This window comes from Nocardioides sp. cx-173 (assembly GCF_021117365.1).
Lineage (GTDB): Bacteria > Actinomycetota > Actinomycetes > Propionibacteriales > Nocardioidaceae > Nocardioides.
Window position 1 is genome coordinate 1,034,181 of record NZ_CP088262.1, and the last position, 13,069, is coordinate 1,047,249.

15 protein-coding genes are annotated in these 13,069 nt (G+C 72.4%); 13 read left to right on the top strand and 2 right to left on the bottom strand.

The features are described 5' to 3' along the window. The 8 genes from LQ940_RS04985 (at nucleotide 1) to LQ940_RS05030 (ending at nucleotide 9,161) form a co-directional block, all read left to right on the top strand. Complete coding sequence (locus tag LQ940_RS04985) at nucleotides 1–1,449, top strand: aldehyde dehydrogenase (protein WP_231242151.1); 1,449 nt, start codon at nucleotides 1–3, stop codon at nucleotides 1,447–1,449. A 145-nt stretch (nucleotides 1,450–1,594) separates the two neighbouring features. Further along, entirely contained in the window at nucleotides 1,595–3,223 is a 1,629-nt protein-coding gene (locus tag LQ940_RS04990; RefSeq protein WP_231242150.1) for a succinic semialdehyde dehydrogenase, read from the top strand. Then, a complete protein-coding gene (locus LQ940_RS04995; RefSeq protein ID WP_231242149.1) occupies nucleotides 3,220–4,944 on the top strand; it encodes a GMC family oxidoreductase N-terminal domain-containing protein in 1,725 nt (574 codons plus the stop codon). Before LQ940_RS04990 ends, LQ940_RS04995 begins: the two co-directional genes overlap by 4 nt. Before the next feature lie 244 nt (nucleotides 4,945–5,188). Continuing rightward, nucleotides 5,189–6,772, top strand: coding sequence for a glutamine-hydrolyzing GMP synthase (gene guaA, locus LQ940_RS05000; protein WP_231242148.1), 1,584 nt, complete (start codon nucleotides 5,189–5,191; stop codon nucleotides 6,770–6,772). Nucleotides 6,773–6,847: 75 nt separating this feature from the next. Next, entirely contained in the window at nucleotides 6,848–8,146 is a 1,299-nt protein-coding gene (locus tag LQ940_RS21725; protein WP_269214456.1) for a calcium-binding protein, read from the top strand. A 54-nt stretch (nucleotides 8,147–8,200) separates the two neighbouring features. Next, nucleotides 8,201–8,602 (top strand): phage holin family protein, encoded by a 402-nt coding sequence (locus tag LQ940_RS05020; RefSeq protein WP_231242147.1) that lies wholly within the window; start codon nucleotides 8,201–8,203, stop codon nucleotides 8,600–8,602. Then, nucleotides 8,602–8,853, top strand: a complete 252-nt coding sequence (locus tag LQ940_RS05025) for a DUF3618 domain-containing protein (RefSeq protein WP_231242146.1) — start codon at nucleotides 8,602–8,604, stop codon at nucleotides 8,851–8,853. The genes LQ940_RS05020 and LQ940_RS05025 overlap by 1 nt, the downstream gene beginning before the upstream one ends. A gap of 41 nt (nucleotides 8,854–8,894) precedes the next feature. Further along, nucleotides 8,895–9,161 carry a hypothetical protein gene (locus tag LQ940_RS05030; RefSeq protein WP_231242145.1) on the top strand — a complete coding sequence of 89 codons (267 nt, stop codon included), beginning with the start codon at nucleotides 8,895–8,897 and terminating at the stop codon, nucleotides 9,159–9,161. A gap of 6 nt (nucleotides 9,162–9,167) precedes the next feature. Here the strand turns inward: LQ940_RS05030 and LQ940_RS05035 are convergent, their stop codons facing one another. Continuing rightward, complete coding sequence (locus LQ940_RS05035) at nucleotides 9,168–9,851, bottom strand: HAD family hydrolase (RefSeq protein WP_231242144.1); 684 nt, start codon at nucleotides 9,849–9,851, stop codon at nucleotides 9,168–9,170. A gap of 126 nt (nucleotides 9,852–9,977) precedes the next feature. On the opposite strand from LQ940_RS05035, the gene LQ940_RS05040 reads away from it, so the two are divergent. The 4 genes from LQ940_RS05040 to LQ940_RS05055 are packed head-to-tail and all read left to right on the top strand — an operon-like array spanning nucleotide 9,978 to nucleotide 11,352. Beyond that, a complete protein-coding gene (locus LQ940_RS05040) occupies nucleotides 9,978–10,250 on the top strand; it encodes a DUF7218 family protein (RefSeq protein ID WP_231365071.1) in 273 nt (90 codons plus the stop codon). Between the two features lie 55 nt (nucleotides 10,251–10,305). Next, a complete protein-coding gene (locus tag LQ940_RS05045) occupies nucleotides 10,306–10,515 on the top strand; it encodes a hypothetical protein (RefSeq protein ID WP_231242142.1) in 210 nt (69 codons plus the stop codon). 40 nt (nucleotides 10,516–10,555) lie between these two features. Continuing rightward, nucleotides 10,556–10,957, top strand: coding sequence for a hypothetical protein (locus LQ940_RS05050; RefSeq protein ID WP_231242141.1), 402 nt, complete (start codon nucleotides 10,556–10,558; stop codon nucleotides 10,955–10,957). Nucleotides 10,958–10,965: 8 nt separating this feature from the next. Continuing rightward, on the top strand, nucleotides 10,966–11,352 hold the full coding sequence (locus tag LQ940_RS05055) for a VOC family protein (RefSeq protein ID WP_231242140.1): 387 nt from the start codon (nucleotides 10,966–10,968) through the stop codon (nucleotides 11,350–11,352). Nucleotides 11,353–11,406: 54 nt separating this feature from the next. On the opposite strand, the gene LQ940_RS05060 is transcribed toward LQ940_RS05055, so the two are convergent. Continuing rightward, nucleotides 11,407–11,553: a GPGG-motif small membrane protein gene (locus tag LQ940_RS05060; protein ID WP_231242139.1), complete on the bottom strand. Its 147-nt coding sequence runs from the start codon at nucleotides 11,551–11,553 to the stop codon at nucleotides 11,407–11,409. A gap of 128 nt (nucleotides 11,554–11,681) precedes the next feature. Between LQ940_RS05060 and LQ940_RS05065 the strand changes: the two genes are divergently transcribed. Further along, entirely contained in the window at nucleotides 11,682–13,067 is a 1,386-nt protein-coding gene (locus tag LQ940_RS05065) for an FGGY family carbohydrate kinase (protein WP_231242138.1), read from the top strand. Nucleotides 13,068–13,069: the final 2 nt, after the last annotated feature.

A 13,069-nucleotide genomic window follows, 5' to 3' on the forward strand; every position in this document is an offset into this window, starting at 1 on the left:
ATGACGAGCTTGGACCGCGACAGCTTCTTCATCGACGGCGGCTGGGCCGCTCCGACCGGCAGCGGGCTGCTGGAGGTGGTCTCGCCCCACTCCGAGCAGGTCGTGGCCACCGTGCCTGAGGGGACGACCGCCGACATCGACGCCGCGGTCGCGGCAGCGCGGCGCGCCTTCGACGAGGGTCCCTGGCCGCGGATGAGCCCGGCCGAGAGGATCGCCGTGGTCGAGGCGTTCTCGGGCCTCTACGCCGGGCGGCTGGCCGAGATGGCCGACCTGATCACCCTCGAGATGGGCTCGCCGACGTCGTTCTCCAACCTGGCGCAGTCGCCGGCGCCGTGGATGCAGATCGAGGCGTTCCTGGCCATCGCGCGCGAGTTCGGCTGGGAGGAGACCCGGCCGGGCGCCCTCGGCACGCCCGTGATGGTGCGTCACGAGCCGGTGGGGGTGGTCGCGGCGATCGCGCCGTGGAACGTCCCGCAGTTCACGATCATGTCCAAGGTCGTCCCGGCGCTGCTCGCCGGCTGCACGGTGGTGGTCAAGCCGGCGCCGGAGACACCGCTCGACACCTACCTGATGGCCGAGCTGCTGCAGGAGGCCGGCGTTCCCGCCGGTGTGGTCAACATCGTCGCCGCCGGGCGCGAGGTGGGCGAGCACCTGGTCGCCCACCCCGGCATCGACAAGGTCGCCTTCACCGGCTCGACCGCGGCGGGGCGCAGGATCGCGTCCGTCTGCGGCGAGCAGCTCAAGCGGGTCAGCCTCGAGCTCGGGGGCAAGTCGGCCGCGATCGTCCTGGACGACGCCGACCTGGCCGCCACCGTCGAGGGGCTGAAGTTCACCGCGCTCATGAACTCCGGGCAGGCCTGCGTCGCGCAGACGCGCATCCTCGCCAGCCGGGCCCACTACGCCACCGTCGTCGACGCCCTCGCCGAGGCCGTGTCCGGGATGCAGGTCGGCGACCCCGCGGACCCCGCCACGGAGGTCGGGCCGATGGTCGCGCAGCGCCAGCAGGAGCGGGTGGAGAAGTACATCGCGCTGGGTCAGGAGGAGGGCGCCCGCCTCGTCGTCGGTGGCAACGGCATGCCGGAGGGGCTCGACCGCGGCTGGTACGTCCGGCCCACCGTCTTCGCCGTCGTCGACAACCGCATGCGCATCGCCCAGGAGGAGATCTTCGGGCCGGTGCTCTCGGTGATCGCCTACGACGACGTCGACGATGCCGTACGGATCGCCAACGACTCCGACTACGGACTGGCCGGCACGGTCTGGACCGGCGATCGCGAGGCCGGCCTCGACGTCGCTCGTCGGGTGCGGGCCGGCACCTACGGCGTCAACACCTACACGATGGACTTCGCCGCGCCCTTCGGTGGCTTCAAGGCCTCGGGCGTGGGTCGCGAGTTCGGTCCGGAGGGCCTGGCTCAGTACACCGAGCTGAAGTCGGTCTACCTGGAGTCCTGAGCGGCCGGCCGGCTTTGTAACTCACCGTTACGACCTCTGTCATGCCCGCACAAGGGTGCGGAACAGGAAGTAACGGTGAGTTACAAGCGAGGCGGCCGGCTCGCCGGCGGTAGGCAGGGAGACGCCCCTCACATACCCTCGGTACATGAGCGCCTCTGAACCCCAGTCCACCGGCGGGGTCGGCCCGATCACCACGGGCCCTGCGGACCCCGAGCACGACCCGACCGCCTCCTACGCACTGGAGCGGGGGTACGTCGACTCGCTCACCGCGCGCCTGTGCGCCACCTCGGGCGAGTCCCTGGCGGTCTTCTCCCCGCTCAACGGCGCGCCCCTGGCCTCCATCCCGCAGTCCTCCGAGGACGACGTCGCCGAGGCGTTCTCCCGGGCCCGGCGGGCCCAGGAGGCGTGGGCGCAGACCCCGCTCGACCACCGCGCGGCGATGCTGCTGCGGCTGCACGACCTGGTCCTGGACCGCCAGGAGGAGATCATCGACCTGATCGTGTGGGAGTCGGGCAAGGCCCGCAAGCACGCGTTCGACGAGCCGCTCCACATCGCGCTGACCGCGCGCTACTACGCGCGCACCGCCCACCAGCACCTCGGCACCAAGCGCAGGCTCGGGGTCGTGCCCGGCCTCACCCGCGTCGAGGTCAACCAGGTGCCCAAGGGCGTGGTCGGCGTCATCTCGCCGTGGAACTACCCCTTCACGATGGCCCTCTGCGACGGGCTGCCCGCCCTGCTCGCCGGCAACGCGGTCGTCGTCAAGCCCGACGCCCAGACCATGCTGTCGGCGCTGCTGGCGGCGCGCCTGCTCGACGAGGCCGGGTTCCCGGCCGACCTGTGGCAGGTCGTGGCCGGCCCGGGCTCCGAGGTGGGCCCGCAGCTGATCGCGCGCGCCGACTACATCTGCTTCACCGGCTCGACCGCCACCGGGCGGTCCGTGGCCAAGGCCTGCGCGGAGCGCCTGATCGGTGCCTCGCTGGAGCTCGGCGGCAAGAACCCCCTGCTGGTGCTGCGCGACGCCGACCTGGAGAAGGCCGCGGAGGGCGCGGTCCGGGCCAGCTTCTCCAACGCCGGCCAGCTCTGCGTCTCGATGGAGCGGCTGTTCGTGGCCGACCAGGTCTACGACCGCTTCGTCGACCGCTTCGTCGCCCGCACCGAGGCGATGACCCTGGGCGCGACCCTCGACTGGGGCAACGACATGGGCTCGCTGGTCTCGCAGGCCCAGCTGGACGCGGTCGTCGCCCACGTCGACGACGCGGTCGCCAAGGGCGCACGAGTGCTGGCCGGTGGCCGTGCCCGCCCCGACCTCGGGCCGTACTTCTACGAGCCGACGATCCTCGAGGGCGTCACGCCCGACATGGCGTGCTTCGGGCGTGAGACCTTCGGACCGGTCGTGTCGCTGTACCGCTTCCACGACGAGGCCGACGCGGTGGCGCGCGCCAACGAGGGGGAGTACGGGCTCAACGCCTCTATCTACAGCCAGGACGGCGCCCGGGCGCGTGCGATCGCCCGCTGGATCAAGTGCGGCACGGTCAACATCAACGAGGCCTTCGGTGCCACGTTCGCCAGCATCGACTCCCCGATGGGCGGGATGCGCCAGTCGGGCGTGGGGCGGCGCCAGGGCAGCGAGGGCGTCCTGCGCTACACCGAGTCGCAGTCCGTCGCGACCCAACGGCTGGTCCGCTTCGCGCCCATGCTGGGGATGTCCGATGAGACCTACGGCAAGGTCATGACGGCCAACCTGCGCCTCATGAAGAAGCTGGGCCGCGCATGACCCAGGACGGGTACGACTACGACGTCCTGGTCATCGGCTCCGGCTTCGGAGGATCCGTCGCCGCGCTCCGGCTCACGGAGAAGGGCTACCGCGTCGGCGTGATCGAGGCCGGCCCCCGGCTCGAGGACCACGACTTCTCCTCGGGCACCCTCGACCTGAAGCGCTACCTGTGGGCCCCGGCCCTCGGGATGTACGGCATCCAGCGCATCGACGCGGTCCGGGACACGATGATCGTGGCGGGCGCCGGCGTGGGCGGCGGCTCGCTCGTCTACGCCAACACGCTCTACGAGCCCCTCCAGCAGTTCTACGACGACCCGCAGTGGGCGGGCATCACGAGCTGGAAGGACGAGCTCGCGCCGTACTACGACCAGGCCAAGCGGATGCTGGGCGTCGTCGAGAACCCCGTCCACACGGCCGCCGACGAGGTCATGCACCAGGTCGCCGAGGAGATGGGCGTGGCCGACACCTTCCACCCCACCCCGGTCGGGGTCTTCTTCGGTGGGCCCGGCCAGGAGGCCGGGACCTCGGTGGCGGACCCGTTCTTCGGTGGCGAGGGGCCGGAGCGCAGGACCTGCCTCAACTGTGGCGAGTGCATGTCCGGCTGCCGGCACAACGCCAAGAACACCCTGGTCAAGAACTATCTCTACCTCGCAGAGAAGCGCGGGGCGAGGGTGCTGCCGCTCAGCACCGTCACCCGGCTCCGCCCGCGTGAGGGCGGCGGCTACGAGGTGCGCATCAAGTTCACCAAGGCGCGCCGGGCCACCGCCCGGACGACGCGCACGCTCACCGCCCAGCACGTCGTCATGGCCGCCGCCGCGCTCGGCACCCAGAAGCTGCTGCACCGGATGAAGGACGAGGGCCACCTTCCGGACCTCTCCGACCGCCTCGGCTACCTCTCGCGCACCAACTCCGAGTCGATCCTCGGCGCGATCGCACCGAAGAGCCGGGGCACCGACTTCACCCACGGCGTCGCGATCACCTCGAGCTTCCACCCCGACGAGCACACCCACGTCGAGCCGGTGCGCTACGGCAAGGGCTTCAACACCATGTCGATGCTGCAGACCGTCCTGACCGACGGCGACGGCAACGGTCCCCGGTGGCGCACCTGGCTCAAGGAGATCTGGACCCAGAAGGCCAACGTCCTCGAGCTCTACGACCTGGCGCACTGGTCCGAGCGCACGGTCATCGCCCTGGTGATGCAGAGCCTGGACAACTCCATCACCACCTTCGGCAAGCGCGGCCGGCTCACCGGCCGCTGGCGCATGTCGTCGCGGCAGGGCCACGGCGCCCCCAACCCCACCTGGATCCCCGTGGCCAACGAGGTCGTACGGCGCATGGCCGCGGTGCTGGGGGGCACGCCGGGCAGCAGCATCGGGGAGCCGTTCAACATGCCGCTGACCGCCCACTTCATCGGCGGCTGCGCGATCGGGACCGAGCCCGACAACGGCGTGGTCGACCCCTACCAGCGGGTCTTCAACTACCCGGGCCTGCACGTGGCGGACGGGTCGGCCATCTCGGCCAACCTGGGCGTCAACCCCTCGCTGACCATCACCGCCCAGGCCGAGCGGGCGATGGCGCTGTGGCCCAACAAGGGCGAGACCGATCCGCGCCCGGAGCTCGGCGGCGACTACGTCCGGGTCGACCCGGTGGCGCCGGTGGCTCCCGCCGTGCCGGCGAGCGCGCCGGCCGCGCTGCGACTGCCGATCGTCCAGGTCACCTGAGCCGGGCCCGGGCCGCCCTGCGCACACGACCCAGGGCCCGGCCGGGGAGGGAGGGTGGCCGGGCCCTGGTCGTCCGCGCTGCTGCGCTGCAGCGCCGGGACCGCGGAAGCCGGCCGTGGAGGGAGCCGTTCGGGCCGGGTTCCATCCCTCCAACGACGTGGCGCAGGGCTGGTTACGTCGCGGGGAGGCGTCGACCCCGCCGGGCGAGCCCCCGGCCACCGAGCACGCTCGATACGCTGGCCCCATGACGCAGCCCGCGGAGCACGATCTGGTTCTGGTGGTCGACTTCGGGGCGCAGTACGCGCAGCTGATCGCCCGCCGCGTGCGTGAGGCGCGCGTCTACTCCGAGATCGTGCCGCACCACATGCCGGTCGCCGACATGCTGGCCCGCAACCCGAAGGCGATCATCCTCTCCGGCGGCCCGGCCTCGGTCTACACGCCAGGCGCCCCTCAGCTCGACCCCGCGCTCGTCGACGGCCGGGTGCCGGTCTTCGGCATCTGCTACGGCTTCATGGCCATGGCCCAGGCGCTCGGCGGCACGGTGGCTCACACCGGCCAGCGCGAGTACGGTCGCACCGAGGTCGAGGTGCTCGAGCCCGGCACGCTGCTGGGTGCCGTGCCTGCCACGCTCACCTCCTGGATGTCGCACGGCGACGAGGTCGTGGCGGCGCCCGACGGCTTCACCGTCAACGCCCGCTCGCCGCGCGCCACCGTGGCGGCGTTCGAGCACGTCGAGCGTCAGCTCGCCGGGGTCCAGTGGCACCCCGAGGTGATGCACAGCGAGCACGGCCAGGCCGTGCTGGAGCACTTCCTGATCGACATCGCCGGCTGCCGGCCCACCTGGACGATGGTCAACATCGTCGAGGAGCAGATCGAGTCGATCCGGGCCCAGATCGGCGACCGCGGCCAGGCCATCTGCGGGCTCTCGGGCGGCGTCGACTCCGCCGTCGCGGCCGCGATCGTGCAGCGCGCGATCGGTGACCGCCTGACCTGCGTCTACGTCGACCACGGGCTGATGCGCAAGGGCGAGACCGAGCAGGTCGAGCGGGACTTCGTCGCCGCGACCGGGGTCGACCTCAAGGTCGTCGACGCCGAGAAGCAGTTCCTCGACGCGCTGGTCGGGGTCAGCGACCCGGAGCAGAAGCGCAAGATCATCGGCCGCGAGTTCATCCGGGTCTTCGAGGCGGCCGAGGCCGAGATCCTCGCCGACGCGGTCTCCGGCGACGACGGCGACAAGGTCGCGTTCCTGGTGCAGGGCACGCTCTACCCCGACGTCGTCGAGTCCGGCGGCGGTGCGGGCGCCTCCAACATCAAGTCGCACCACAACGTCGGCGGGCTGCCCGACGACCTCGAGTTCGAGCTCGTGGAGCCGCTACGGACCCTGTTCAAGGACGAGGTCCGGCTGATGGGGGAGCAGCTGGGGCTGCCCGCCGAGATCGTGCACCGTCAGCCGTTCCCCGGCCCCGGGCTGGGCATCCGGATCATCGGCGAGGTGACCCGCGAGCGCCTGGACCTCCTGCGCGAGGCCGACGCCATCGCCCGCGAGGAGTTGACGCGCGCAGGGCTCGACCGCGACATCTGGCAGATGCCGGTCGTGCTGCTCGCCGACGTCCGCTCGGTGGGCGTCCAGGGGGACGGCCGGACCTACGGGCACCCCGTCGTGCTGCGCCCCGTCACCTCCGAGGACGCGATGACCGCCGACTGGGCGCGGCTGCCGTACGACGTGATGGAGCGGATATCGACCCGCATCACCAACGAGGTGAGCGAGGTCAACCGGGTCACCATCGACATCACGTCGAAGCCGCCCGGCACCATCGAGTGGGAGTAGCAACCGCAGTCGTCCGCCGCGTGTGAGTTGAGCGATCCCGCCCCGCGTCTCGCTCGATCCGATAGCGTGGCGGGCATGTCGCTCCCTCGATTCAGGTCCTCGCGCGCCCTCGTGATCGCGGCGGTGGCGGCCCTCGCGGTCGCGCCGGCCGTGGCGAACGCCGCCATGATCAACGGCTCCAACACCGCCAACAAGCTGGTCGGGACGCCCCGCGCCGACCGGATCAACGCCCAGGGCGGCAGCGACACGGTCAAGGCGCGCGGCGGCAACGACACCCTCAACGGCGGCCCCGGCAACGACAAGCTCTACGGCGAGGGCGGCGCGGACAAGTTCAGCGACACCTCGGGCGACGACCTCCACGTGGGTGGGCCCGGCAACGACAAGTTCATTGACAAGCGTGGCAACGACACGATGAAGGGCGGCGGTGGCAACGACCGGATCGCCTCGGGTCCGGGCCGCGACCTCCTGACCGGCGACGCCGGCAACGACTTCCTCAACGGCGGCGACGGCGACGACCGCCTCGACGGCGGCGTGGGCGACGACACACTCACCGCCAGCACAGGCGCCGACACCCTGCTCGGCGGTGCGGGCAACGACCGCGCCGACGCCGGTCCCGACAACGATGCGGTGGACGGCGGCGCGGGTGTCGACCGGCTGTTCGGCCAGGCCGGCAACGACGTCATCCACGCCGGGCCGGGGGACGACCGCGGTCCGCGCAGTGGCAACGCCGGCACCGACTTCGCGACGCGCGTCAACGGCGGCGCTGGCAACGACCGGCTCTACGGAGACGACGGCAACGACGGCATGGCCGGCATGGCGGGCGATGACATGCTCGACGGCGGGACCGGCGAGGACCAGCTGATGGGTGGTGCGGGCGTCGACCGGATCTTCGGTGGAGACGGGCGCGACGAGCTCGACGGCGACGCCGGCCACGACATCCTGGACGCCGGCCCGGGCGACGACTCGTGCCCGGGGTTCGACGCGAACTACGAGCCTCAGCCCAACGTCTGCGACCTCAACACCACCGGCGATGAGGGCGACGACATCATCTACCCGGGCTCGGGCGTTGACAACGTCTTCGGGGAGCAGGGCTTCGACACCATCGTTGTGACCAACGACGGGGCCTATGACCGGCTGTTCTGCGTCGACGGCGCGTCCGAGCCGAACCTGCCCCCCAACGGTGGCCGGCTCCTGGCCATGGGCTCGCTGGACCCGCTCGACGACCCCAGGCGCTGTGAGGTGGACGTCATCGAGACCCGCGAGGAGGCCGTGGCGAAGAACGTCGCCGTGCTGTGGGACCACGCCATGGGCGTCTCGACGCGCACCAGCGCCCGTGCCCAGCTCTGGGCCGCCAGGCACGCGTACCTCGGGTGACCCCGCTGCCGGGATGACCGTTTGTCCCGGCTCGGGGAGGGGCACCGGGTCGGCATGACCCAGCAACCCCACCCGGCGTCCGAGGAGCCGATCGGCGCCCTGGTGCACCGCCTGTCCGAGCAGATCCCGGACCTGGTCCGCAGCGAGCTGCGCCTGGCACAGGTCGAGCTGGCCGAGAAGGGCAAGCGCGCCGGTGCCGGCGCCGGGTTGTTCGGCGCCGCGGGGCTGCTGGCCCTCCTCGGGGCCGCGACCCTGGTCGCCACCGCGGTGCTCGCCCTCGACCTGGTCCTGCCGGCCTGGGCGGCCGCCCTCATCGTCGCGGTCGTGCTCCTCGCGGCCGCCGGTGTCGCCGCGCTGGTCGGCAAGAAGGAGATCCAGACCGCCACGCCCGCCGCCCCCGAGCGGGCGATCGCCGGCGTCAAGGAAGACGTCGCCGTCGTGAAGGGACAGCACTGATGTCCGACAACGGCCCTACCCCCGAGGAGATCGAGGCCGACATCGCGCGCCAGCGCGAGGCCCTGGCCGAGACCGTCGACGCGCTGCAGCACAAGCTCGACGTCAAGACCCGCGCGAAGGGCAAGGCCACCGAGCTCAAGGAGCGCGCGACCACCGACACCGGCGCCGTGCGCCCGGACCTCGCCGCGGGCGCCGCGGCGGGCGTGGTCCTGCTCGTCGCCCTCGTGGTGTGGCGCCGCCGTCACCGCTGACCCGGATTTGCCCCACCCCTCGAACGAAGGAGCACCCCCCCATGAAGAAGATCCCTCTCCTCGCCGCCGCCGCGGTCGGCTACGTCCTCGGCAGCAAGGCCGGCCGGGGTCGCTACGAGCAGATCCGCTCGGGCGCGCAGAAGATCGCCGAGAACCCCAAGGTCCAGGCGGCCACCTCCAAGGCGCAGGAGGCCGTGGCCTCGCAGGCCGCGGCGGCCGCGGACGTCGCCAAGGAGAAGGTCACCGACGTCGCCTCCGCGGCCGCCGACAAGGTGCGTCACGACACCTCGGTCAACCCGGCGCCCTGAGTCGGTTCAGCGGCCGGCGCCGCCGAGCAGGGGCGAGGCCGAGAGCCGCTCCACCAGGTCGCCCGGCGTGTCGTAGACCTCGGTGCACCCGGCCTCGCGCAGCTCGGCCTCGGTGATGCCGCCGGTGAGGACGCCGATGCACGCCACTTTGGCCTCGGCCCCCGCACGCGCATCCCACACGGCGTCGCCGATGAGGACGGCGCACTCGGGGGCGGCGCCCACGGCCTGCAGGGCCTGGCTCACCAGGTCACCGGCGGGCTTGCTGTGCTCGGCGTCCGAGCCCGACACCGTGTCCATCAGCAGGCGCTGGGCTCCCTCGACCAGGTCGAGCATCGGCTGGGCCTGGTCGCGCTCGCCCGAGCTGGCCAGGACCAGCCGCAGGCCCCGGTCGTGCAGGGCCTCGAGCATGGCGGCGGCCCCCGGGGTCGCGGTGATCTCGCCGAAGCGCTGGCCCAGGTGGTGGGCGTGCCGCCGGCGTACCTCGTCGCCCATCGCCCGCTCGACGGGGTCGCCCGCGACGTGGGCGACGAGCCGGTCGCTGCCCATGCCGATGGCGCGGTGGATGTGGTGCGAGGCGACGTGGACGCCGACGTCGCGGAACGCCGCGTGCCAGCAGAGGGCGTGCACGTAGACCGAGTCCACGAGGGTCCCGTCCAGGTCGAGGACGACGGTGTCGATGGTGCTGTTCAATGAATCCTCCTGTGGTCGACGGCCGACTCTTCCACGGTGGGTCCGCGAGCAGGTTCACCCCGAACGGTGGTGTCGCCCGCAGGGGCCCCCTGGCTAGGTTCAAGGGAGTCGATGAAGGGAGCTGCCATGCCGGCGGACAAGAAGCCCGGGCCCAGCGTCAAGGACGACGAGCTGTACGAGAAGCTCCGCGACGAGGGCAACAGCAAGGAGAAGTCGGCGCGCATCGCCAACGCCGCCGCGGCCTCCTCGCGCTCGGAGGTCGGACATCGCGGTGGGCAGTCGGGCTCGTACGACGACTGGACGGTCGACGACCTGCGCAAGCGGGCCGCCGAGCTGGACGTCGAAGGCCGGTCCTCGATGTCGAAGGACGAGCTGATCGACGCGCTGCGCCACCACTGATCGTGCCGGCGCGGGCCGAAGGGCTGACGGCCGCCGCCGTGGGGTACCGGACGGCATGGACACCGAGAAGCTGCAAGCAGTGCAGGCCGTCGTCGACCGCGTCACCTCCTGGCAGGACGGGGCCACCGAGGGCACCGTCGAGGAGGAGCTGCGCAAGGGGGCCGGCGAGGTCGGCGTCGAGCTCTCCGAGGACGAGGTGAGCCAGCTCGCCGATGCCATCGAGTCCCGGCACGGGGCGGTCCAGGCCTCCGAGGTGCTCTCCTGATCGGCCCGGACCCGGACCACGTGCGGCCCGAGGCGGCGTCTTGGACGCCACCGTCGGTGCCCTCGGCAGCCTCTCGGAGGCGCTCGAGGCGGTGGAGGCCGCCCGAGGGCACCTCTACGCCTTCCACCGCCTCTGCGGCACCGCGGACCTCACCCTCGGGGACGCCGTCGAGAAGCTGCGCGAGGCCGGCCACGGCGACCTGGCCGACCGGGTCGCCGACGAGCTGGTCGGCCGCAACGTCCTGGAGGGGCGGTGGTCGTTCCAGATCGTCGAGGACTACGACGACCACTACTGGTCGGCGTTCCGTGAGATCGAGCGCGCCGCGCGCGAGGAGCTCGTGCAGGGCCGTCGACACCTGTACGAGTCGGAGATGAAGGAGGACCGCCGCACCCACGGGCGGCGCCACCACGAGTCCCGCCCCGGCGACGCCGTCGAAGCGTAGGGTGCAGCATGACCCGCGCGATCCACCATCTCGACCTCTGGGTCAGCGACCCCGAGCGGGCCGCCGACGAGTGGGGCTGGCTGCTCGGCGAGCTGGCCTGGGAGATCGACATCGAGGGCTCGTCGTGGGTCCACCCCGACGGGACCTACCTCTTCCTGGAGCGCTCGGCCGATCAGGTCGACGAGCCGCACGACCGGCTTCGTCCCGGGCTCAACCACATCGCGCTGCACATCGAGAGCCGTGAGCGGCTGGACCGCGTGCGGTCCGAGTCGTCGGCGCACGGCTGGCACGAGCTGTTCGCCGACCGCTACCCGCACGCCGGTGGGGAGCAGCACGTGGCGCTGTACGTCGAGAGCTCTGAGGGCTTCGAGGTCGAGATCGTCGTCGCCGAGTGAGACCTACCAGCGACGGGTCGCGGTGCGTGACGCGCGACCCGGCGCCGGACCGGCCTAGCTGTTGAAGATGCTGTATCCGCCGGGGCCGACCGCGAGGCCGACGATGATCAGCACGATGCCCCACAGGGTCTCGCCCTTGAACAGCTGGAAGATGCCGGCGATGACCAGGATCACCGCGAGGATCCAGAGGATGAAACCCATGACTTGCTCCTGACGTTGGTGGTGCGCGGACGCGATCGTCGCGGTCCCGTCCGTCAGTACCCGCGCCGCTCCAGACGTAGTCAGGATGACCCTTGACTTAAGTTCGAGTCGCGTACTTAATGGGGGGCATGACTCTGGTGCTGGGCGTCGACTCCTCGACGCAGTCGACCAAGGCGGTCCTGGTGGACGCGGCCGACGGCACCGTCGTCGCCGAGCGCTCCGCCCCTCACCCCGACGGCACCGAGGTCGACCCACGCGCCTGGCTGGCGGCGTACGACGACGCCACGGCCGGCCTCGTGGAGCGGGCCGAGGCGCTCGCGGTCGGCGGCCAGCAGCACGGGATGGTGGCGCTCGGGAAGGACGGACAGCCGGTCCGGGACGCCCTGCTGTGGAACGACACCCGCTCGGCCGACGCCGCGCGCACGCTGGTGGGGGAGATGGGTGGGCCGGACGCCTGCGCCGCAGCGGTCGGCAGCGTCCTGGTGGCCTCGTTCACGGCGAGCAAGCTGCGCTGGCTGCGCGACCACGAGCCCGAGGCGGCGGCCGCCGTACGCGAGGTCCTGCTGCCGCACGACTACGTCTCCCGCCACGCCGCGGCGCCCGGCACGCCCGCCTTCACCGACCGCGGCGACGCGTCCGGGACCGGCTACTTCGACGCCACGACCGGCGCCTGGCGCCGCGACCTGGCGGCCGCCGCGCTGGGTCACGAGGTGGGACTGCCCCGCGTCGCGGCCGACGGCGCGGCCGCCGCCGAGACCGCCGCCGGTCAGAAGCTCGGCCCCGGCACCGGCGACAACATGGCAGCCGCCCTGGGCCTGGGCCTCGGTCCGGGCGACGTACTGGTCTCGATCGGCACCTCCGGGGTGGCCTCTGCCGTCAGCGCGACCCCGGTCGCCGACGGCACCGGCACGGTCACGGGCTTCGCCGACGCGGCCGGCGGCTACCTGCCGATGGTCACCACGATGAACGCCGCGCGGATCCTCTCGCTGCAGGCGCGGTGGCTCGGGGTCGACCTGGATGCCCTCGCCGACCTGGCGCTGGCCTCCGAGCCGGGGGCGCGAGGCGTGACCCTGCTGCCGTACTACGGCGGCGAGCGCACCCCCAACCGTCCGACCGCGGTCGGCACCTGGACCGGGCTGAGCGACGCCACCACCCGCGAGGACCTGGCCCGCGCGGCGTTCGAGGCGCTCCTGTGCTCGCTCGCCGACGCCGTGGACCACCTCGCCGCCGCCACGGGCGTCCAGCCGGCCCGGGTGCTGCTCGTCGGCGGCGCGACCCGCAGCCCGGCGGTCCGCGCGCTCGCGCCGGCCATCCTGGGCCGGCCGGTGACGCTGCCCCCGGCGGGGGAGTACGTCGCCCGCGGCGCCGCCCGGCAGGCCGCCTGGGCACTGGCCGGTACCTCCGCCCCGCCGTCCTGGGCACTGGCCGACACCGTCGAGCTCGAGGCCGAGTCCACCCCGCACGTCCGCGACACCTACGCCCGACTCCGTGACCGCACCGGCACGTGGTCCTGATC